The 20,373-nt window shown below is 71.7% G+C and carries 18 protein-coding genes; 11 read left to right on the top strand and 7 right to left on the bottom strand.

Features of this window, described 5'->3' with window-relative positions; genetic code table 11:
• Positions 1-51 precede the first annotated feature (51 nt).
• Positions 52-1,026: an alpha/beta hydrolase gene (locus tag LHA26_RS01385; protein WP_252166976.1), complete on the bottom strand. Its 975-nt coding sequence runs from the start codon at positions 1,024-1,026 to the stop codon at positions 52-54.
• A gap of 65 nt (positions 1,027-1,091) precedes the next feature.
• Here LHA26_RS01385 and LHA26_RS01380 point away from each other — a divergent pair, with 65 nt between their 5' ends.
• The 5 genes from LHA26_RS01380 to bla are packed head-to-tail and all read left to right on the top strand — an operon-like array spanning position 1,092 to position 6,053.
• On the top strand, positions 1,092-1,904 hold the full coding sequence (locus LHA26_RS01380; RefSeq protein WP_252166975.1) for an HpcH/HpaI aldolase/citrate lyase family protein: 813 nt from the start codon (positions 1,092-1,094) through the stop codon (positions 1,902-1,904).
• 46 nt (positions 1,905-1,950) lie between these two features.
• Positions 1,951-3,408, top strand: a complete 1,458-nt coding sequence (gene guaB, locus LHA26_RS01375) for an IMP dehydrogenase (RefSeq protein WP_252166974.1) — start codon at positions 1,951-1,953, stop codon at positions 3,406-3,408.
• A gap of 24 nt (positions 3,409-3,432) precedes the next feature.
• The gene (locus LHA26_RS01370; RefSeq protein WP_252166973.1) at positions 3,433-4,590 is read left to right on the top strand and encodes an RsmB/NOP family class I SAM-dependent RNA methyltransferase; all 1,158 of its coding nucleotides are present in this window, start codon (positions 3,433-3,435) and stop codon (positions 4,588-4,590) included.
• A 29-nt stretch (positions 4,591-4,619) separates the two neighbouring features.
• Positions 4,620-5,147: a hypothetical protein gene (locus LHA26_RS01365; protein ID WP_252166972.1), complete on the top strand. Its 528-nt coding sequence runs from the start codon at positions 4,620-4,622 to the stop codon at positions 5,145-5,147.
• Between the two features lie 3 nt (positions 5,148-5,150).
• Positions 5,151-6,053 (top strand): class A beta-lactamase, encoded by a 903-nt coding sequence (gene bla / locus LHA26_RS01360; protein WP_252166971.1) that lies wholly within the window; start codon positions 5,151-5,153, stop codon positions 6,051-6,053.
• A gap of 47 nt (positions 6,054-6,100) precedes the next feature.
• Here bla and LHA26_RS01355 read toward each other — a convergent pair whose 3' ends face one another.
• Entirely contained in the window at positions 6,101-6,601 is a 501-nt protein-coding gene (locus LHA26_RS01355) for a Ros/MucR family transcriptional regulator (protein ID WP_252166970.1), read from the bottom strand.
• Positions 6,602-6,843: 242 nt separating this feature from the next.
• Between LHA26_RS01355 and LHA26_RS01350 the strand changes: the two genes are divergently transcribed.
• Together LHA26_RS01350 and LHA26_RS01345 are read left to right on the top strand one after the other, a co-directional pair.
• On the top strand, positions 6,844-9,234 hold the full coding sequence (locus LHA26_RS01350) for a glycogen/starch/alpha-glucan phosphorylase (protein WP_437441244.1): 2,391 nt from the start codon (positions 6,844-6,846) through the stop codon (positions 9,232-9,234).
• Entirely contained in the window at positions 9,234-11,024 is a 1,791-nt protein-coding gene (locus LHA26_RS01345; RefSeq protein WP_252166968.1) for an AMP-dependent synthetase/ligase, read from the top strand. Before LHA26_RS01350 ends, LHA26_RS01345 begins: the two co-directional genes overlap by 1 nt.
• On the opposite strand, the gene LHA26_RS01340 is transcribed toward LHA26_RS01345, so the two are convergent.
• Positions 11,018-11,410: a hypothetical protein gene (locus LHA26_RS01340; RefSeq protein WP_252166967.1), complete on the bottom strand. Its 393-nt coding sequence runs from the start codon at positions 11,408-11,410 to the stop codon at positions 11,018-11,020. The genes LHA26_RS01345 and LHA26_RS01340 overlap by 7 nt on opposite strands.
• 108 nt (positions 11,411-11,518) lie before the next feature.
• On the opposite strand from LHA26_RS01340, the gene LHA26_RS01335 reads away from it, so the two are divergent.
• Positions 11,519-14,116, top strand: coding sequence for an MMPL family transporter (locus LHA26_RS01335; RefSeq protein WP_252166966.1), 2,598 nt, complete (start codon positions 11,519-11,521; stop codon positions 14,114-14,116).
• Here the strand turns inward: LHA26_RS01335 and LHA26_RS01330 are convergent.
• Complete coding sequence (locus LHA26_RS01330) at positions 14,113-14,418, bottom strand: hypothetical protein (protein ID WP_252166965.1); 306 nt, start codon at positions 14,416-14,418, stop codon at positions 14,113-14,115. The two genes, LHA26_RS01335 and LHA26_RS01330, sit on opposite strands and share 4 nt — an antisense overlap.
• Positions 14,419-14,613: 195 nt before the next feature.
• Here LHA26_RS01330 and LHA26_RS01325 point away from each other — a divergent pair, with 195 nt between their 5' ends.
• A complete protein-coding gene (locus tag LHA26_RS01325; RefSeq protein ID WP_252166964.1) occupies positions 14,614-14,781 on the top strand; it encodes a hypothetical protein in 168 nt (55 codons plus the stop codon).
• A gap of 25 nt (positions 14,782-14,806) precedes the next feature.
• Here the strand turns inward: LHA26_RS01325 and LHA26_RS01320 are convergent, their stop codons facing one another.
• The gene (locus LHA26_RS01320) at positions 14,807-15,274 is read right to left on the bottom strand and encodes an Lrp/AsnC family transcriptional regulator (RefSeq protein WP_252166963.1); all 468 of its coding nucleotides are present in this window, start codon (positions 15,272-15,274) and stop codon (positions 14,807-14,809) included.
• A 108-nt stretch (positions 15,275-15,382) separates the two neighbouring features.
• Between LHA26_RS01320 and LHA26_RS01315 the strand changes: the two genes are divergently transcribed.
• Positions 15,383-15,634: a DUF6356 family protein gene (locus tag LHA26_RS01315; protein WP_252166962.1), complete on the top strand. Its 252-nt coding sequence runs from the start codon at positions 15,383-15,385 to the stop codon at positions 15,632-15,634.
• Here LHA26_RS01315 and LHA26_RS01310 read toward each other — a convergent pair.
• Both LHA26_RS01310 and LHA26_RS01305 read right to left on the bottom strand, forming a co-directional pair.
• Entirely contained in the window at positions 15,618-17,588 is a 1,971-nt protein-coding gene (locus LHA26_RS01310; protein WP_252166961.1) for an autotransporter domain-containing protein, read from the bottom strand. The genes LHA26_RS01315 and LHA26_RS01310 overlap by 17 nt on opposite strands.
• A 73-nt stretch (positions 17,589-17,661) precedes the next feature.
• Complete coding sequence (locus LHA26_RS01305) at positions 17,662-19,005, bottom strand: lipopolysaccharide biosynthesis protein (RefSeq protein ID WP_252166960.1); 1,344 nt, start codon at positions 19,003-19,005, stop codon at positions 17,662-17,664.
• Between the two features lie 145 nt (positions 19,006-19,150).
• Between LHA26_RS01305 and LHA26_RS01300 the strand changes: the two genes are divergently transcribed.
• Positions 19,151-20,371, top strand: coding sequence for a CDP-glycerol glycerophosphotransferase family protein (locus LHA26_RS01300; RefSeq protein ID WP_252166959.1), 1,221 nt, complete (start codon positions 19,151-19,153; stop codon positions 20,369-20,371).
• Positions 20,372-20,373: the final 2 nt, after the last annotated feature.

The following is a 20,373-nucleotide window of genomic DNA, read 5'->3' as shown; positions in this document are numbered from 1 at the left end:
GGCGGGGTAGCAGAGCGAAGCCCCTTGGCCAATCGCGTTGCGGCGCGGGGCTCAGGCGCCGTGCCGCGCCAGCCAGAGCAGGAACTGGCGCGGCCACAGCACGCCCGGATTGGTCTCGACCAGATTGACCCCGAAGCCGTGGCCGCCGCGCTCCAGCAGATGCGCCTCGATCGGGACGGAGGCGGCGCGGCAGGCGGCGATCCAGGCCAGCGCGCAGGCGGGGTCGACGATCGGATCGTCGAAGGCATGGACGAGGAAGCAGGGCGGCGTCGCCTTGCCGACATGCCGCACCGGCGATCGCTTCGCCACCAGCGCGGGCGGCGCGTCCGGCCCCAGCAGGTTGCGGCGCGAGGCGGTGGTGGCGCAGGGCGGCTCGAGCGTGGTCACGGCATAGCCCAGGCCGCAAAAGGCCGGCCGCGCCGAACCATGATCGGCCGCGTCCTGCGCAGGGTAGAGCGGCTCGTCATAGGCGGTGGCGAGGCTGGCGGCGAGATGGCCGCCGGCCGAAAAGCCGAGCACGCCCACGCGATCGGGCGCGATGCCGAAGCGTTTCGCGCCCGCGCGCACCAGCCGGAGCGCGCGCTGCGCGTCCTGGAGCGGGGCGTCGGCGCGGTTGGTCCAGCCCTCGCGCGGCAGCCGGTAGCTCAGCACGAACACGGCATAGCCGGCCTCGCTCAGCACCCGCGCCACCGCGCTGCCCTCGTTCTCGATCGAAAGATAGGCATAGCCGCCGCCGGGCATGACGATGATCGCCGCGCCATTGGGCCGCGCCGGGCGATAGAAGAAGAGCACGGGGGCGGCGATGCCGCGCAGCCGCACCTCCTTGCGGCCCGGCGCGCCTTCCTTGCGCAGCGCCGGGGCGGGCAGGGCCGGCGGCGCGCCCGGCGCCGCGCCCGGCCACAGCCGGATCGTCTCGGGCGCGGCGGCCGCCGCCGGTGCGGCGGCGGCGGCGCGAGGCGGCGCGGCGAGCGTGGCGCCGGCGAGCGTGGCCGCGAGCAATTGGCGGCGATCGGGGCTATGCGGCACGGCGGCTCCCGCTTGACGGTGTGCGTCGCGCCCCCGAGGAGCGGGACGCCACGGCTGAGGAGAGGATGATGATCGCCCCGCGCACGGCTTTGTTCCTGCCCGCCTCGCGTCAACGCGCGATCGCGCGGGCGCGGAGCCTCCACCCCGATCTCCTCATCCTCGATCTCGAGGATGCCGTGGCCGAGCCCGACAAGGCAAGCGCCCGCGCGGCGGCGGTCGCGGCGGTGGCGGAGGGTTTCGCGGTGCCGGCGGCGATCCGCGTCAATGGCGGCGGGACGGACTGGCACGCGGCCGATCTGGCGGCGGTTGCGGCCTCGCGCGCCGATCTCTGCGTGCTTCCCAAGGCCGAGGATGCGGCGGCGATCGCGGCGGTGGCGGCGGCGGTGGCGCGGCCGGTCCTGGCGATGATCGAGACGCCGGCCGGCGTGCTGGCGGCGCCGGCGATCGCGGCCGCGCCGGGCGTGGCCGGGCTGATCGCGGGCACCAACGATCTCGCGCACCAGCTGCGCGTGCCGGGGCGCGCGGGGCTCGCGCTCGCTCTGCAGGCGATCGTGCTCGCCGCCCGCGCCGCCGGCGGTTTGGTGCTCGATGGCGTGTGGAACCGGCTCGACGATCCCGACGGGCTCGCGGCCGAATGCGCCGAGGGCCGTAGCTATGGTTTCGACGGCAAGACGCTGATCCATCCCGATCAGATCGCCATCGCCGAAGCCGCCTTCGCGCCCGATGCGGCGGCGCTGGAGGAGGCGGCCGCGCTGGTCGCCGCCGCCACCGGGGGCGCGGCGCGCTTTCGCGGGCGGATGGTGGAGGCGATGCATGTCGAGGCGGCGCGCGCGCTGCTCGCGCGGGCGACTGGAAAGCGACACGAGCCGCGCCTATAGGGAGCCGACGACTCCGCGCCCCACTTCAGCGAAAGCCTCGTCCCTCATGGATATTCGCCTCGGTCTGACCTTCGACGACGTGCTCCTCCAGCCCGCCGAATCGGAGGTGCTGCCCAGCATGGCCGACACGCGGACCCAGGTCACGCGCGCGATCGGTCTCACCATTCCGATCCTCTCGGCCGCGATGGACACGGTCACCGAGGCCGATATGGCGATCGTGATGGCGCAGCTCGGCGGGCTTGGCGTGCTCCACCGCAATCTCACCGTCGAGCAGCAGGCGGCGGCGGTGCGCGCGGTCAAGCGGTTCGAGAGCGGCATGGTCGTCAACCCCATCACCATCGCACCGCACGCCACGCTGGCGGACGCGCAGGAGCTGATGCAGCGTCACCGCATCTCGGGCATTCCGGTGGTGGAGGCGTCGGGGCGGCTGGTCGGCATCCTCACCCATCGGGACGTGCGCTTCGCCGAAAATCCGGGCCAGCCCGTGTCCGAGCTGATGACCGCGCAGAACCTCGCCACCGTGCCGCTCGGCACCAGCCAGGAGGAGGCGCGGCGGCTGCTGCACCAGCGTCGGATCGAGAAGCTGCTCGTGGTGGACGATGCCTATCGCTGCGTCGGCCTGATCACCGTCAAGGATATCGAGAAGGCGGTCACCTATCCCGCCGCCACCAAGGATGAGAGCGGCCGGCTGCGCGTCGCCGCCGCCACCACCGTGGGCGACAAGGGCTTCGAGCGCACCGAGGCGCTGATCGACGCCGAGTGCGACCTGATCGTGATCGATACCGCGCATGGCCATAATCGCGATGTGGCGCGCGCGGTGGAGCGGGTGAAGCGCCTGTCCAACGCGGTGCAGGTGATCGCGGGCAATGTCGCCACCGGCGAGGCCGCGCGGGCGCTGATCGATGCCGGCGCGGACGGCATCAAGGTGGGCATCGGCCCGGGCTCGATCTGCACCACGCGCGTGGTCGCGGGCGTGGGCGTGCCGCAGCTCACCGCGATCATGGACGCCGCCGAGGAAGCCGCCAAATCGGGCGTGCCCGTGATCGGCGATGGCGGGCTGCGCACCTCGGGCGATATCGCCAAGGCGCTGGCCGCCGGCGCCTCGACGGTGATGGTCGGCAGCCTGCTCGCGGGCACCGAGGAAGCGCCGGGCGAGAGCTTCATCTATCAGGGCCGGGCGTATAAATCCTATCGCGGCATGGGCTCGGTGGGCGCGATGGCGCGCGGCTCGGCGGATCGCTACTTCCAGCAGGACATCAAGGACCAGCTCAAGCTGGTGCCCGAGGGGATCGAGGGCCAGGTGCCGTACAAGGGCCCGGCGCGCGATATCATCCACCAGCTGGTCGGCGGCGTGAAGGCGGCGATGGGCTATACCGGCTCGCACACCATTCCCGATCTCCAGGCGCGCGCGCGCTTTGTCCGCATCACCAATGCCGGGCTGCGCGAAAGCCATGTCCATGATGTGTCGATCACCCGCGAGGCGCCCAATTATCCGGCGCACTGAGCGGCGCGGCGGCGGCGCCGCGGCATGACGCCGCAGGCGCGCGCCCAGGCCGCGATCGACATAGTGGATGGCGTGATCGCCGCCGCCCGCGCGGGCGGCGCCGCCGCCGATACGCTGATCCAGCGCTATTTCGCGGCGCGGCGCTATGCCGGCGCCAAGGATCGGCGGGCGGTGCGCGCGCTCGTCTATGGCGCGATCCGTCGCGCCGGCGATCCCCCCGCGAGCGGGCGCGCGGCGATGCTCGGCCTCGCCGAGGACATGCCCGAGCTCACCGCCTGGTTCGACGGCAGCCGCCACGCGCCCGCGCCGATCCGGCCGGACGAGCCGCGCGCAATCGCCTCCGAGGCGCCCGCCTGGCTCGCCGGGCGGCTGGACGGGCTCGGCCTCACCGGCCGGGCGCCGCTCGATCTGCGCGTCAACCGGCTCAAGATCCGGCGCGAGGCGCTGGATCTGCCGGATGCGGTGCCGACCCCTTTCGCGCCGGACGGGCTGCGCCTGCCGCAGGGCGCGGCGGTGGAGCGGCTGGAGGCCTATGCGCAGGGCCTGTTCGAGGTGCAGGACGAAGGCAGCCAGCTCGTCGCGCGGGCCTGTGGCGCGCAGCCCGGCCAGGCGGTGGTGGATCTCTGCGCGGGGGCGGGCGGCAAGACGCTCGCGCTCGCCGCCGACATGGCGGATCGCGGCCGGCTGCTCGCCTGCGACGCCGATCGCGCCCGGCTCGCCCGGCTGGCGCCGCGCGCGGCGCGCGCGGGCGTCACCATCGCCGAGCCGCGGCTGCTCGATGCCGGCCGCGAGGCCGACGCGCTGGCGGATTGGCGCGAGGCCGCCGATCTGGTGGTGATCGATGCGCCCTGTTCGGGCACGGGCACCTGGCGCCGCAACCCCGAGGCGCGCTGGCGGCTCACGCCCGATCGCCTGGCGCGGCTGCAGACGGTGCAGGCGCGGCTGCTGCGCGTGGGCGCGGCGCTGGTGCGGCCCGGTGGCGCGCTGGCCTATATCACCTGTTCGCTGCTCGACGAGGAGGGCGTGGCGCCGATCGCCGCCTTTCTGGAGGAGGCGCCGCACTGGCGCGTTGACGGGCCGGCGCTGCCGGCGGGCGCGGCGCACGGGCCCGGCTGGCGGCTGACCCCAGCGGACGCCGGCACCGACGGCTTTTTCATCGCGAGGCTGCGGCGAAGCTGCTAGCTTTCGCGGATTCGATCCCGGAGAAGCCGATGCGTCGCCTGCCCGTCCTGCCCGCCCTGGCCCTGTTCCTCGCCGTCGCCGCGCCGGGCGCCGCGCAACGGCCGGACGCGCAGATCGCGCCGCGCTCGCTCGCCTTGCAGAAGCAGGGCGAGGCGGCGCTGGCGGCCAATAATCTGCCCGCCGCCAACGACAGCCTCGAGGCGGCGATCGTCGTCGATCCGCGCAACCGCGGCGCGCTGATCGCGCTCGGCAAGGTCGCCCAGGCGCAGGCGCTGCCGGGCAAGGCGATCCGCTACTATAAGGATGCGCTCCAGCTCGACCCTAATGATCTGAACGCGCTGGCGGGCGAGGGCGATGCGCTGGTGCAGCGCGGCGCGGTCGAGCGCGCCAAGGCCAATCTCGCCAAGCTCCAGGGCCTGTGCAAGGGCGGCTGCCCCCAGGCGACCAGCCTCGCCGCCGCCATCGCCAAGGGTCCGCCGCCTGTCGTGCAGACCGCCGAGGCCAGCAGCAAGGGTCCCGCCAAGGGCGAGGACGGCGCCGCCACCAAGAAGAATTAGCGCATGCGCCTGATCGACCGTCGCGGCGTCGCGGCGGCCATGGGCGCGGGCCTTCTGCTGCCGGCCGGCGCGCGCGCCCGCGCCGCACCTCCGGACCCTGGCCCCGCGCTGCGCGCGGTCGAACGCGCCTCGGGCGGCCGGCTGGGCGCCTTTCTGCTGGATACCGGCAGCGGCGACTGGGCGGGCTGGCGCGCCGACGAGCGTTTCTGCCACTGCTCGACGTTCAAATTGTCGCTGGCGGCGCTGGTGCTGCGCGAAGCCGATGCCGGCCGCATCGGCCTTGAGGAGACGCTGGCCTTAAGCCGCGCCGATCTCGTCGATCCCTCGCCGGTGGTCGCGGCCCATCTCGCCGCCGGCCGCCTGTCGATCCGCGCGCTCGCCGAGGCGGCGCAGATCATGAGCGACAATGGCGCCGCCAATCTGCTGCTGCGGCGGCTGGGCGGCCCCGATGCGCTCACCCGCTTCTGGCGCGCCATCGGGGATCGCGCGAGCCGGCTCGACGGCTATGAACCCGCGATCAACATCATCCCGCCCGGCACCGAGCAGAACAGCACGACGCCGCGCGCCATGGCGGAGACGGTGCGGCGGATCGTGCTGGGCGACGTGCTGCGGCCGCCGAGCCGGGATCTCCTTCAGGGCTGGATGGCGGCGGCGCGGAGCGGGCGCGATCGCATCCGCGCGGGGCTTGCCGCCGGCTGGCGCGGCCTCGACAAGACGGGCACTGGCATGCGCCCCGGCATCGGCAACAAGACCAATGATCTCGCGGTGCTATGGCCGCCCTCGGGCGGCAGCGCGGTGGTGGTGGTCGGCTATCTCGAGACGCCGGTCTTTTCCGAGACGGTGCGTCCGCAGGACGAAGCCGTGCTCAAGCGCTTGGGCGCCATCGCTACGGCGTGGCGGGCCTGAGCCGGGCGCCGGGGCGGGCGCGGCGCGCCACGCCCCGGCGCTGACGATCAGCCCTCGCCGCCGTCGGTGGCGAGATGGGCCTCGGCGGCCGCCTTGGCGGCCTTGGCCGAGCGCGGCTTGGCCGCCGCCTTGCGCGCCGGCGCCTTGGTCTCGGGCTCGGGCTTCTTGCGGCCGAGACCGATCTGGTGCGCCAGGCTGCGGCGCTGCTCGGCATAATTGGGGGCGACCATCGGATAGTCGTTGGGCAGGCCCCATTTCGCGCGATAGTCCTCGGGCGACATGTCGTAGCGGGTGCGCAGATAGCGCTTCAGCATCTTCAGCTTCGCGCCGTCCTCGAGGCAGACGATATAGTCGGGCTTGACCGAGGCGCGGATCGAGACGGCGGGTTCCTGCCGGGCGGCGGGCTCGGGCGCGGGCGCGGCGGTGCGGGCGAGCGCGTCATGCACAGTCTGGATCAGCGCGGGCACGTCGCCGGCGGCGACATTGTTGTTCGAGACATGCGCGGACACAATTTCAGCGGTCAACTCGATAATCGAAAGCTCGGACACAGAGGCATTCCTTCTTCGCCATGTTTGGCGCGGACATAATCCCCTGCACCGCTTTGTCCAGCTTACACGTCTTTCATTGTGCATCTCATTCCGGGAATCGACGGATCGGCGCGGCGACACATCGCGGTCGGCGGGCCTTGGCAGCGCGGCGGCAGACGCTAGGGTGCCGCCATCATCGGCCTAGGAGTAAGCTCGTGTCCGCAACCGAAAATGCGCCGGCTGAGGCGTTGCCCCACAGCGCCGTGCTCGCCGAGGCGATTGTCGATACGCTGGTGCATCGCATCGGCAAGGACGAGCGCGCCGCCAAGCCGCACGATTGGCTCTCCGCCACCATCCTGACCGTGCGCGACCAGGTGATCGATCGCTGGATGGCCTCGACCCGGTCCGCCCATCGCCAGGGCGCCAAGCGCGTCTATTATCTCAGCCTGGAGTTCCTGATCGGCCGGCTGCTGCGCGACACGCTCACCAATCTCGGCATCAATGGCGAGGTGTCGCAGGCGCTCGCGACGCTCGGCGTCGATCTGGCCGCGATCGAGGAGATCGAGCCCGACGCCGCGCTTGGCAATGGCGGCCTGGGCCGGCTCGCCGCCTGTTTCATGGAAAGCCTCGCCACTTTGGACCTGCCCGCCTATGGCTATGGCATCCGCTATGTGAACGGCATGTTCCGCCAGCGCATCCGCGACGGCTGGCAGCAGGAATATCCCGAGGACTGGCTGGCTTTCGGCAATCCCTGGGAGTTCGAGCGGCGCGAGAGCCGCTATCATGTGCGGTTCGGCGGCGAGGTGGTGGCCGGCCCCGATGGTCGCGCGATCTGGGAGCAGGCCGAGCGCGTCATCGCCATGGCCGTCGATACGCCGATGGTCGGCTATCGCGGCAAGCGGGTGAACACGCTGCGCCTGTGGGAGGCGCGCGCGGTGGATCCGCTGCGGCTCGACGCCTTCAACCGCGGCGATCATGTCGGCGCGCTCGCGCAGCAGACCCGGGCCGAAACGCTCACCCGCGTCCTCTATCCCGCCGACGAGACCCCGGCCGGCCAGGAACTGCGGCTCCGCCAGGAATATTTCTTCTCCTCGGCCTCGCTGCAGGACATTGTCCGCCGCCATGTCCAATATTTCGGCGATATCCGCACGCTGCCGGAGAAAGCGGCGGTGCAGCTGAACGATACGCACCCGGCGGTGGCCGTGGCCGAGCTGATGCGGCTGCTGCTGGACGAGCGCGGGCTTGAGTTCAACGAGGCCTGGAGCATCACCAAGCGCACCTTCAGCTACACCAACCACACGCTGCTGCCCGAGGCGCTGGAAAGCTGGCCGCTGCCGCTGTTCGAGCGGCTGCTGCCGCGCCACATGCAGCTGGTCTATATGATCAACGCGCAGCTGATGCGCGAGGCGCGGGCCGCGCAGCTGGAGGATGCTGCGATCGCGGCGGTGTCGCTGATCGACGAGCGCGGCGAGCGGCGCGTGCGCATGGCCAATCTCGCTTTCGCCGGATCGCACAGCATCAACGGTGTCGCCGCGCTCCATACCGAGCTGATGAAGAAGACGGTCTTCGCCGATCTCCACCGGCTGTACCCGGATCGCATCAACAACAAGACCAACGGCATCACGCCGCGCCGCTGGCTGATCGAGGCCAATCCGGGCCTGACCGCGCTGATCCGCGAGACGATCGGCGACGGCTTCCTCGATCATGCCGAGGCGCTCGCGGCGCTCGCCGATCATGCCGGGGATGCGGGCTTCCAGGAGCGGTTCGCGGCGGTGAAGCGCGCCAACAAGGTGGCGCTCTCCGATTATATCCGCGAGCATATGGGCCTGCCGCTCGATCCGGACGCGCTGTTCGACGTGCAGGTGAAGCGCATCCACGAATATAAGCGGCAGCTGCTCAACATCATCGAGACGGTGGCGCTGTACGATCAGATCCGCAGCCATCCCGAGCGCGACTGGGTGCCCCGCGTGAAGCTGTTCGCGGGCAAGGCCGCGCCCAGCTATCACAACGCCAAGCTCATCATTAAGCTGGCGAACGACGTGGCGCGGCGGATCAACGCCGATCCCGCCGTGGCGGGGCTTCTCAAGATCGTGTTCGTGCCGAACTACAATGTCTCGCTGGCCGAGAAGATCATGCCCGCCGCCGATCTTTCGGAGCAGATCTCCACCGCGGGCATGGAGGCCTCGGGCACCGGCAATATGAAGCTGGCGCTCAACGGTGCGCTCACCATCGGCACGCTCGATGGCGCCAATGTCGAGATCCGCGATCGCGTGGGCGAGGAGAATATCCTCATCTTCGGCCTGACCGCCGAGGAAGTGGCGCGCACCAAGGCCGAAGGCTATGCGCCGCGCGCCTGGATCGAGCGCTCGCCGGAACTGTCGCAGGCGCTCACGGCGATCGCCTCGGGCGTCTTCTCGCCGGACGACCGCCAGCGCTACGCGGCGCTGATCGGCGGCATCTACGATTATGATCCCTTCATGGTCGCTGCCGATTTCGACGCCTATGTCGCCGCGCAGCGCGAGGTCGATACGCTGTGGCGCGAGCCCGCGCGCTGGCGCGAGAAGGCGATCCGCAACACCGCCAATGTCGGCTGGTTCTCGTCCGATCGCACCATCGCCGATTATGCGCGCGAGATCTGGAAGCTGACCGAGTGATGGCGGCTGCCCGCGGGACGGCGCTGCCGCCGCTTGCCGAGACGCCCAACCTCGTTTCGCTCTTCTTCACCCGCGCGGCGGAGCGCGGCGAGGCGCCCTTTCTGTGGCGCAAGGCCGAGACGGGCTGGGTCGCGCTGAGCTGGCGGGCGGTGGCCGACAGGGTCGCCGCGCTCGCCGCCGCGCTCCAGGCGCGCGGGCTGAAGCCGGGCGATCGCGTGCTGCTGGTGTCCGAGAACCGGCCCGAATGGCTGATCGCCGATCTCGCCATCATGGCGGCGGGCGGGGTGACGGTGCCGGCCTATACCAGCAACACCAGCGCGGATCATGCGCATGTGCTGGAAAACAGCGGCGCGGTGATGGCGATCGTCTCCACGCAGGCGCTGGCGCACCGGCTGGTGCCGGCTATGCTCGGGGCGGGCTGCTGCACGCGGCTGATCGGCATGGACGAGATGCGCATCGGCCAGTCCGGCAGCTTCCTGTTCGAGCGGCTCGAGGCGCTGTTCGCCGAGCCGGCGACGGTGGCGGCCTGCGTCGCCGGCGCGGCCGCGCTCCGCCGCGATGATCTGGCCTGCCTCATCTACACCTCGGGCACCGGCGGCGCGCCGCGCGGGGTGCGTCAGCATCATGGCGCGATCCTCCACAATATCAGCGGCTGCGCGCGCATCATCGACGAGGATTTCGGCATGGGGGAGGAGGTGTTCCTCTCCTTCCTGCCGCTGAGCCACGCCTATGAGCACAGCGCCGGCCAGTTCCTGCCGATCGCGATCGGCGCCCAGATCTATTATGCCGAGGGGCTCGAGAAGCTCGCCGCCAATATCGAGGAGGTGCGGCCCACCATCATGGTGGTGGTGCCGCGCCTGTTCGAGCTGCTCCGCGCGCGCGTGGTGAAGGCGATCGAGAAGCAGGGGCGGGTGCCGGCCTGGCTGCTGGATCAGGCGCTCGCGCTGCCGGATCAGCCCCGGCCGTGGCAACGGCCGCTCGATCTGCTGCTCGCCGCCACCATCCGGCGCCGCGTCCGGGCGCGCTTCGGCGGCCGCATGAAGGCGCTGGTCTCGGGCGGCGCGCCGCTGAATCCGGAGGTGGGCCGCTTCTTCCAGTCGCTCGGCCTGGTGATCCTGCAAGGCTATGGCCAGACCGAGGCGGCGCCGGTGATCAGCTGCAACCGACCCAAGGCGGGGATCAAGCTGGATACGGTTGGGCCGCCGATCAGCGGCATGACGCTGCGCATCGCCGAGGATGGCGAGATACTGGTGCGCGGTGAATCGGTGATGCACGGCTATTGGCGCGCCGAGCAGGAGACCGCGCAGGCGATCGACGAGGCGGGCTGGCTGCATACCGGCGATATCGGCCATCTCGACGAGGCCGGGCGGCTGGTCATCACCGATCGAAAGAAGGACATCATCGTCAACGACAAGGGCGACAATGTCGCGCCGCAGCGGGTGGAGGGCATGCTCACCCTCCAGCCGGAGATCGTGCAGGCGATGGTGTCGGGCGATCGCCGGCCCTATCTGGTCGCGCTCGTCGTGCCCGATCCGGAATGGCGCGAGGCGTGGCGCCGGTCGCAGGGACCGGCGGACGAGGCGGCGCTGGTGCGCGCGCTGCAAGCGGCGGTGGACCGGGTGAATGCGCGCCTCTCGCCGATCGAGAAGATCCGCCGCATCATTCTGGCGGACGAACCCTTCACCACCGAAAATGGCGAGCTGACTCCCTCGTTGAAGGTGCGCCGCCATGTGCTGCGCGCGCGCTATGGCGAGCGGCTCGACGCTTTGTACCGCAACGCGGCCTATTGAGCCGCGCGGTGCCGGGGCTTGCTGTAGGGGATGAAATCGCCGAGCGCGCAGCTGCCCACCGGCACCGGCGTGAACCGCTCGCGGACCTCGACGATATCGCCGCGGCAGGGGCCGGAGCCATAGCTGCGGATCACCACCACCCGATCCGGCGTGAGCGCCGTGCAGTTCGGTAGCCGGTTGAGGTAGATGGTGCTGCTGCTGCCGCCATAGAGCAGCGCGCCGGGAAAGCTTTGGCTGCCGCGATCGCCGAGAAAGGCGGGCAGACAGCTGCGCGGCGCCCCGGCGGTGCGGCCGGCGAGCGTCGCGTCGAGCGAGGCGGGGCGCGCCGCGAGCGGCGTGGCGAGCGTCGCCAGCAGCAGCGGCAGCGACAAAGCGGTTCTGGGCATGGCGCATCGTCCTTCTGGCCTGATGCCGATCCAACGAGCGGACGCGCCGCCGGGTGCCGGGCGCCGCGCTGCTTGTCTCGATCGGCGCGCTGGGCCATGAGCGCGGCCATGGCTCCCTTGCTCGCGCGTCTGGTCGGCTTCGCCTGCCGCCGCCCCCGCCTCGTCCTGCTCGTCTCGCTGCTCGTCACGATCGCGGCGCTGCTGGTCGCCGGCGGCCGCTTCGCGATGACGACCGATGCGACCGCGCTGATCTCGCCCAAGGTGGCGTGGCGCGTGGCCGAGCAGCGCATGGATGCGGCCTTTCCGCAAAATGGCGATACGCTGCTGGTGGTGGTGGATGGCGCCACGCCGGAACTCGCCGAACGCGGCGCGGCCGCGCTGGCGGCGCGGATGGCGGCGGATCCGGCGCATTTCCGCCGCGTCGCCCGGCCGGATGGCGGCCCTTTCTTCGCGCGCGAGGGGCTTTTGTTCGGCAGCCGGGCGGATGTCGCGGCGGCGAGCCGCGCGATGATCGCCGCCCAGCCCTTTCTCGGCCCGCTCGCGGCCGATCCGTCGCTGCGCGGCATCGCCAATATGGTCTCGACACTGGCCGAAGGCATGGCGCGCGGCGCCGCGCCGCCCGCGCGCACCGATCCGCCGCTGGCCGCCATGGCGGCGGCGCTGGACGCGCAGGCGGCCGGCCGGCCGGCCTTTTTCTCGTGGCAGGCGCTGCTCGGCGGCGGCGGAAGCGGCGGTCTCGCCGCGCCGCGCCGGCGCCTGGTGCTGGCGATCCCGCGCCTCGCCTATGACGAGCTGATGCCGGGCGCCCCCGCCGCCGATGCGGTGCGCGCCTCGGCCCGCGCGCTCGGCCTCACCCCGGCGCGCGGCGTGACGGTGCGGCTGACCGGATCGGTGCCGCTGTCGGACGAGGAGTTCGCCTCGCTGGCGGATCATGCCTGGCTGGTGGGCGCGGCGATGCTGCTGGCGATGCTGCTGACCTTGCGGCTGGCGACGCGCTCCTGGCGGGTGGTCGCGGCGATCCTGCTCACCACCATCGCCGGGCTGATCGTCACCGCCGCGATCGGCCTGCTCGCGGTCGGCCGGTTCAACCTCATTTCGGTGGCCTTCATCCCGCTGTTCGTGGGTCTGGGCGTGGATTTCGGCATCCAGCTCGGCGTCCGCTTCCAGGCCGAGCGGCTGATCCACCCGCTGCCGCGCGACGCGATGGCGGCGGCGGCGCGCGCGCTCAGCGGCTCGCTGCTGCTCGCGGCGGGCGCCGTCTGTCTCGGCTTCCTCGCCTTCCTGCCCACCGACTATATCGGCATCGCCGAATTGGGCGTGATCGCCGGGCTGGGGATGATCGTGGCGCTGCTCGGCGCGGCGACGCTGCTGCCGGCGCTGCTGATGCTGATGCCGCCGTCCGCGCCGCGCGCCGAGCTGGGCAACCCGGCGCTGGCCCCGGCGGACCATTTCCTGATCCGCCGCCGCCGCCTGGTGCTCGGCCTGTTCGCGCTGGCGATGGTGGCGAGCATCGCCAGCCTGTGGCTGGTACGGTTCGACTTCAACCCGCTCCATCTGCGCAATCCCCGCGGCGAGGCGATGGCGACGCTCGCCGATCTCCAGCGCGATCCGCTCCGCGATCCCAACGTCATCGACATTCTGGCGCCGTCGCTGCCGGCCGCCGATGCGCTGGCGCGGCGACTGGCGGCGCTGCCCGAGGTCGGCCGGGCAGTGACGGCGTCGAGCTTCGTGCCCGACGACCAAGCCGCCAAGCTCGCCGAGATCGGCAATGCCGCCACGCTGCTCGGCTTCAGCCTCGATCCGCTGATGGCGCTGCCGCCGCCCAGCGACGCCGAGACCCAGGCCGCGCTGGCCAAGGCGGCGCGCGCGCTCGGCGCGGCGGCGCGGCCCGGCAGCGCGGGGGACCGGCTCGCGCGCCGCTTCGCTGCGCTGGCGACGGGCCCCGCCTCGGCGCGCGCGGCGGCGACGGCGCTGCTGGTGCCGCCGCTCGATACGCTGCTGGATCAGCTGCGCGCCGCGCTTGCCGCCGGCCCGGTCACCGTCGCCAGCCTGCCGCCCGAGGTGCGCGGCGAGTGGATCGCCGCCGATGGCCAGGCGCGGGTCCAGCTCGTCGCCGCCGGCCGCGATCGCAGCGATGCCGCGCTCGCCCGCTTCGTGGCGGCGGTGCGCGCGGTCGCGCCCGATGCCACGGGGCCCGCCGTCTCCACCCAGGCGGCCGCGCACACCGTGGCGCGCGCCTTTGTCGAGGCCGGGCTGCTCGCGCTGCTGGCGGTGAGCCTGTTGCTGCTGCTGGTGCTGCGCAGCGTGCGCGAGGTGGCCTTCACTTTGGCGCCGGTGGTGCTGTCCGGCTTCCTCACGCTCGGCACCTGCGTGCTGATCGGCCAGCCGATCAACTTCGCCAACATCATCGCCTTCCCGCTGCTGTTCGGCGTGGGCACCGCCTTCCACATCTATTTCGTCATGGCGTGGCGGGCGGGGCAGGGCGATCTGCTCCAATCGCCGCTGGCGCGTGCCGTCTTCTTCTCGGCGCTGGCGACGGGCAGCGCCTTTGGCAGCCTGTGGCTCTCGCGCCATCCCGGCACCGCGAGCATGGGCAAGATCCTGATGCTCTCGCTGGTCTGGACGCTGATCTGCGCGCTGATCTTCGAGCCGGCGCTGCTCGGCCCGCGCCCGGGCGGCGCGGCGCGGCGCGGGGGCGGGGCCTAACGCTCGCCCGAAGGCCCGAACAGGCGCAGCCCGGCGCGGCGCAGCAGCGGCATCCGCCATTCGGGCCGCACGGCGGGGTCGCTGGCCTTGCGCCGCTCGCGATCGAGATGCTCCACCTGGCGCAGCGCCAGCCGATCGGCGCGGCGTTCGTCGGCGGTGCGGCCGGGCGCGAGGAGGCGATCGGACAGGATGTCGATCGCGCGGCTGCCCTGGCTGGCGAACAGCGTCGCCGCCTCTTCCATCGCCTGCTCGCGCAGCTTCTTCTCGGCGGTGGTGAGCGGGCTGGAGCGGGGCGTGCGCATGCGGCTCTCTTGCTGGGACGCGGTGGGTGGCGAAGATGAACGCACCCTATATTGTACAAGTCCGTGCCGCGCGGGCCCTTCCGGTAATCTACGTCCGCAGAAATACGCAGTTTCCGCCAGGGCGCGGCGCGGCGCTGAACCACCGGCCTTGCTCTGCGTTCAGCCGCCCGACCCCAGAGCAAGGAGAAGCGTGACATGGTTACCGACACCGCCACCGGCGCCACCGCGGGTGCCAGCACCACCGCCGCCAAGCCGCAGATCGTGGATCAGGTGAAGAGCTTCGCCAAGCAGCGCCCCTATGCCGTCGCCACGCTCGCCGGCGTGCTCGGCGTCGCGCTGCTCAACACGCTGCGCGGCAAGTAAGCCGCGCGCCACCGCCGCCCGCCGCTCAGTCGAGCGGCAGGGCGGTGGTGGACTTGATCTCCTGCATCGCGAAGGACGAGCTGACATCGTGCAGCTCGGCCACCTTGGTGAGCTTGCGGTAGATGCGGTCATAATCCGGAATGTCGCGGGCGACGACCTTGAGCAGATAGTCGACCTCGCCGCTCATCCGGTAGAATTCCACCACCTCGGGGATGGCCGCCACGCCCTCGGCGAAGCGCGTCAGCCATTCCTCATTGTGATGCGCGGTGCGCACCGCCACGAACACCGTCACGCCCAGGCCCAGCCGCTCGCGATTGAGCAGCGCGACGCGGCGCTCGATCACGCCGGCGCGCTCCAGCCGCTTGATCCGCTTCCAGCACGGCGTGGGCGAAAGGCCGATGCGCTCGGCCAGAGCGGCGATCGGCATATCGGCATCCTCCTGGAGCAGCGCCATCAGCCGACGATCGGTGGCATCTAGAACGACATTCTCCATTCGGGGCTCCGGCGGGCAGCGTCTTCTCCAATTAAGCCGAATCCATCCCCAGAAAGAACGATTTTCCCACCCGGATCGGGGTAATCTCCGCTTGGAGGAGAAAGGCCGATGATCCGCCGACTGTTTCTCGAGCACCCGCGCGCCGTGGGGGAAGGCTATTTCGCGCACATGGGCACCGCCCTGGGCTTTGCCGGCACCTTGCTGGGCGCGGGCCTCGCCTGCGGCGTCCATGCGCTGGTGCCGGCGCTGTGCGAGCGGACCGCCAGCCGCGCCATCGCCCGGCTGCACGATCGCATGGTCGTGCACCGCAGCCGCCAGCCCGTCGCCGGCGGCGCGGCGCCGGTCACAGCCCGAAGCTGAGCCCCACCGTGCCGCCATGAGCGCTGCTGGCGCGGCCCGCGAACCGGCCCTGATAGCCGGCATAGGCGGTCAGGCGGCTGGCGAGCTGCGCGGAAAGCCCGGCCTCGGCGGTCGCCCATTGCCGATCCGGGCGATAGCCGGGCAGGCTGAAGCTGCCGCCCATGGTGGTGAGCCCCGTCTCCACCGCGCGACGGTCCGCCCGGCCGTCATAGGCATAGCCGATCTCGGCATAGGGATGGAGCGGCACGCCACCCTGGATCGTCCCCTGCAGCCGCAGCCCGGCCTCGCCAAGCAGCTGCTCGCGGGTCTGGCTGCCGAAGCGCATCGCGCTGCTGTCGCCGCTCTGCTCGCCATAGCCGTGGATATGGACCCGATCATAGGCGATGCCGACAAAGGGCCCGGCGCGCAGCCCCTCGCCGCCGAACCAATAGCCCGCCGTCGCATTGGCGGAGACGGTGCGGCCCCAGGTCTCGCCCTGCTCGGTGCGCAGCGTCGGCCCGAGCTGGAAGCGGCGCTCGATATCCGTGTAGGTGATGCCGCCATAGCCGATGCTGGCGATCACATAGGCGTTGCCGCGCTGATATTGGCCGAACAGCGCGCCGAGATAGGTGTCGTTGCGCAGCCGGTGGAACTGGCCTTCGTCGCGGGTCTGGCGGGCGAGGCCCAGCGTGAAGGCGGCGCCGATGGTGAGATCCGGGCTCAGCGCATGATCCACGCCGATCGTCGCGCTGCCTTCGTCATGCGCGGCCGGGCGGACGGCCTGCGCATCGTAGTGCGGGCGGAGCAGCGTGCCCGTCACGAACAGATGCGTGCCCGCCGCCGGCGCCTGCTGCCGCACCAGCATCTGGCGACGCAGCGCGCTGCGCTGCTCGTCAAGCAGGCCCAGCGGCTGCTCGGCGAGCAGCGAGGCTTCCTGCGCGGCGGTGAATTCGCTTTCCACCAGCTGCGCGATCAGCGCATGGCCCTGCGCGGTGGGATGCACGCCATCGGCGAAGAGATAGGTGGTGGCGGCATCGGCGGCGCGCAGCGTCGCCGGGGTGCAGCTGATCGAGCTAGCCGTGGTGCAGGCCGGCACCGTCACATTGGTGAGGCCGAACGCCGCGGGATTGGCCACCGCCTCCGAAATCAGCGCGAAGGTGTTGACCGGCACGATCCCGCGCCCGAGGCCGGACAGGCCGTCGCTCAGCACGGTGTTGTAGCCCTTGGCATAGTTGGTGAGCACGGCGGCGGTGCCGGGGCTCGCCGCGTCCTGCGCCCGGGCCTGTGGGGTAAGGCCGAGATCCGGCAGGTTGAACACCAGGATCGTCCGCGCGCCCGCCGCCTGAAGCTGGCCGAGCAGCGTCACTTCCTGGCTCGCGGCGGCGTTGATCGCCAGGCCCGCCGCGATCGGATCCTCCAGCGCCGTCACGCCCGCCGCGCGCGCCACCTGCGCCTGGATGGCGGCGCCGGTCGCGGCCGCCTGGGCGGCGCTCTGACCGGCCGTCGCGGCGGCGATCAGCCGCGTCGCCGTCTGGGCGGCGGCGACGGCGGTGGCGTGGTAGAAGATATCGTTGGCGCCGCCCCACAGGCTATAGAGCCGCCCGCCATCCACGCGCGCATTGGCGGCGAGATAGGCGCTCACCTGCTGCGAGACGGTGGGGACGATCGCGGGGGTGCCGGGGCTGTTGGTCACCACGCCTGCGCCGCCATAGGCGAAGTTGGTGCCGCCCGTCAGCGACGCGCTGAGCGGCAGGCCATAGGCGGCGGCGACCGCCTCCACCGTGGTGAGGCCGGGATTGGTGGTGAAGCGCAGCGGCACCGGCGATCCCGAGAGCCGGGCGACATTGCCGCTGTCGCTCAGGCTGTCGCCAAAGGCGGTGACTCCGGTGAAGCCCGGATTGCCGGCCGCCAGCGCCGGGGCGCCGCCGAGCGCGCTCGCCGCCAACAGCCCGCACAAGATCCGATTGCACCGCATACGCCTCTCCTGAGTCCTTTTGTTGCGCAAGGCTATCGCTTGGGCCGCCGATGGGGTCAATCGGCGGCTCAGTCTAAGCGGCGTGGCTGTCGCGCCGGAAGAAGAAGGCGAGCAGCAGCGCCGCGACCAGATTCTGGCCGAGCGCGTGCCAGCCGGCGCCGTTGATCCCGTCGATCAGGATCAGCAGCGGCAGCAACGGATAGAGCGCGAGATTGGCGACCAATGTGGCCGCCGCCGAGCGTTGCGGCAGGCCCAGCGCGGTGAGCCCGGCGCCGATCGGCGCGGCGACCAGCCCGAGCCCGCGCGCAAAGGCGAGCAGGGTGACAAGCGCCACCCCGCCATGAAAGCTGCGGCCGCCGATCAGCGGCAGCAGCCCGCCCGCGGCCAGCGCCAGCGCCGCGACGAAGGGCACCGCCACCGCCAGCGCGAGCCCCGCCGATCGCCACACGGTCGTCCGCAGCAGCGCCAGCCGCCGCTGCGCGACGAGATCGGCCAGCACCGAATAGCTCGCCTGGGCGAGCAGCACCGCCGGCTGCTGGAGCGCGGTGGTGGCGCGTTGGGCGAGGGTGAAGAGGCCGGCGGCGGCGGGGCCGAGCAGCCAGCCCACCGTCAGCGGCGCGAGATTGGGCGCGAGTTCGCGCAGCGTGATGTCGAAATTGGTGACCAGGATGAAGCGGCCGAAGCCCGGCTCGCCGCCGCCCCGCCAGGGCCCGGCGAGCGGGGCGCGCGCGGTCAGCCGCCGCCACGCGATCAGCCCCAGCAGCCACATCGCCACGCCTTCGGCCAGCGCCGAGACGAACCAGACGAGCAGGAAGCCGGGCAGGCCCGCGCCCAGCGCCCAGGCGAGCAGCGCGCCGATCAGCCGCACCACGGGCGACACCGCCTGGTGCAGGCCGATCAGATCGAAGCGGCCGGCGATCTGGAGCAGGCCCTGCGGCGTGGCGCGGACCGTGGCGATCACCGCCAGGCTATAGGGCAGCGCCAGCCGCAGCGCCTCGGGCGGCCAGCCGAAGCGCGGCCCGACGATCGGCACCAGCAGCGCCGCCACGAGGATGGCGAACAGGCCGCAGCCGAGCTCGATCACCGTCATCAGCCGCACCAGCCGGGCGAGCGCGGGTGCGTCGCCCCGCGCCAGAGCGAGGCTGCCGTAGCGGACAACGCCGTGAAAGCCCGAAAAGGCGAGCACCGATCCGATGAACACGACATAGCCGTTGATCAGCACCAGAATGCCGTAATCGCGGACACCCAGCGTGCGCGCCACCAGCACGAGATACACCAGGCTCATCAGCCCCGCCGCCGCCTTGCCGCCGAGCAGATGGGCGAGATTGGCCAGCACGCGCCGCAGACCCTGCGGCGGCGGTGCCGTGCCCGAGAGAGCGGGCGCCGGGGCGGGGGCGGGCGGAACGGGTTCGGTCATCGCGCCGCGCGCCCTATCGCGTCGCCGCCGGCAATGCATCCACGAACCGACATATCCGGAGGTTAAGCGGATTTAAGCCGGAGCCCACCCACTGGTGGCCCGGCCGCGACTAGGATATGCGCATCCGGTGAGCCCGGGGGGGTTTATGAAGATTGGCTTTCTGTTCAACCATGATCAGGTGCATCAGGTGGCGCACGCGCTGCCGATCGCCTTTGCGCTGCGACGGATGGCGCCGGCGCTCGAGCTGGTGATCCTCACCGGCCATCCGCGCCTCACCGCCGAGGTGGAGCGGCTGATGGCGGTGGCGGGCGTCACGCTGCCGCTGTGCGAGCTGGACGTGCGGCGGCCCTTCACGCGCTTCGCGGCGCGCTGCCTGGAAGCGGTGGTGCCGGTGCGCAAGATCGGCGTGCTGCGCGACAATCTGGACCTGTTTCGGTCGCTGGACGCGCTGATCGTGGCCGAAAAGACGTCGCTTTTGCTTAAAAGCCGCTACGGATTGCACGATCTGCGCCTGATTCACACCCGCCACGGCGCGGGCGATCGCGCGATCGGGTTCGACAAGGCGAGCGCGGCGTTCGATCATGTGCTCGTCTCGGGCGAGAAGATCCGCGCCCGGCTGGCGGCGGAGGCGGGCGTGCCCGAGGAGCGGATGACGGTGGTCGGCTATCCCAAATTCGATCTGCCGCCGGGCCGGCCGGCGCTGCGCTTCGCGGGCAACGGCAAGCCGACCGTGCTCTACAATCCGCATCTTTCGCCGCATCTTTCCTCCTGGTTCAAGCAGGGCCGGGCGGTGCTGGCGCATTTCCTGCGCGACGATCGCTACAATCTCATCTTCGCGCCGCACGTGATGCTGTTCCACCGCCGCGCGGTGCTGACGATCGACCGGCTGCGGATCGACCGGCCGGGCGTGATCGATCCGGCGGTGCTGCGCGCGCCCAACATCCATGTCGATCTCGGCAGCACCGCGAGCACCGACATGAGCTATACCCGCGCGGCCGATCTCTATCTCGGTGACGTGTCGAGCCAGGTCTATGAATTCCTCATCCAGCCGCGCCCCTGTCTGTTCCTCGACGCGCACGACACCGACTGGCAGGGCAATGCCAGCTACACGCACTGGCAGGCCGGCCCGGTGATCCGCGATGCGGCCGAACTCGGCACGGCGCTGGACCGCGCCTTCGCCGAGCATGACCGTTATCGCGCGGTGCAGGAAGAGCTGGTGGCGCGCAGCTTCGATCTGACCGACGAGCCCTCGGCCGAGCGCGCGGCGCGCGCGGTGCTGGGGGCGCTGGGCCGCCCGGCGGCGTCGGTGGCGCCGCTGCGCCCGGCTTCGGCGCGGCCGCTTCGTCCGAGCCGCGTGGCCGCCTGATC

Origin of the sequence: Sphingomonas morindae (assembly GCF_023822065.1) — a bacterium.
Lineage (GTDB): Bacteria > Pseudomonadota > Alphaproteobacteria > Sphingomonadales > Sphingomonadaceae > Solisphingomonas > Solisphingomonas morindae.
The sequence above is the reverse complement of the archived record's forward strand: the minus strand, read 5'-3'. Positions and strand labels throughout refer to the sequence as shown.

Coding starts and splice junctions, on each gene's coding strand:
- LHA26_RS01380 (WP_252166975.1), top strand. CDS start 1,092: ATGATGATCGCCCCGCGCACGGCTTTGTTCCTGCCCGCCTCGCGTCAA.
- guaB (WP_252166974.1), top strand. CDS start 1,951: ATGGATATTCGCCTCGGTCTGACCTTCGACGACGTGCTCCTCCAGCCC.
- LHA26_RS01370 (WP_252166973.1), top strand. CDS start 3,433: ATGACGCCGCAGGCGCGCGCCCAGGCCGCGATCGACATAGTGGATGGC.
- LHA26_RS01365 (WP_252166972.1), top strand. CDS start 4,620: ATGCGTCGCCTGCCCGTCCTGCCCGCCCTGGCCCTGTTCCTCGCCGTC.
- bla (WP_252166971.1), top strand. CDS start 5,151: ATGCGCCTGATCGACCGTCGCGGCGTCGCGGCGGCCATGGGCGCGGGC.
- LHA26_RS01345 (WP_252166968.1), top strand. CDS start 9,234: ATGGCGGCTGCCCGCGGGACGGCGCTGCCGCCGCTTGCCGAGACGCCC.
- LHA26_RS01340 (WP_252166967.1), bottom strand. CDS start 11,410: ATGCCCAGAACCGCTTTGTCGCTGCCGCTGCTGCTGGCGACGCTCGCC.
- LHA26_RS01335 (WP_252166966.1), top strand. CDS start 11,519: ATGGCTCCCTTGCTCGCGCGTCTGGTCGGCTTCGCCTGCCGCCGCCCC.
- LHA26_RS01330 (WP_252166965.1), bottom strand. CDS start 14,418: ATGCGCACGCCCCGCTCCAGCCCGCTCACCACCGCCGAGAAGAAGCTG.
- LHA26_RS01325 (WP_252166964.1), top strand. CDS start 14,614: ATGGTTACCGACACCGCCACCGGCGCCACCGCGGGTGCCAGCACCACC.
- LHA26_RS01320 (WP_252166963.1), bottom strand. CDS start 15,274: ATGGAGAATGTCGTTCTAGATGCCACCGATCGTCGGCTGATGGCGCTG.
- LHA26_RS01315 (WP_252166962.1), top strand. CDS start 15,383: ATGATCCGCCGACTGTTTCTCGAGCACCCGCGCGCCGTGGGGGAAGGC.
- LHA26_RS01310 (WP_252166961.1), bottom strand. CDS start 17,588: ATGCGGTGCAATCGGATCTTGTGCGGGCTGTTGGCGGCGAGCGCGCTC.
- LHA26_RS01305 (WP_252166960.1), bottom strand. CDS start 19,005: ATGACCGAACCCGTTCCGCCCGCCCCCGCCCCGGCGCCCGCTCTCTCG.
- LHA26_RS01300 (WP_252166959.1), top strand. CDS start 19,151: ATGAAGATTGGCTTTCTGTTCAACCATGATCAGGTGCATCAGGTGGCG.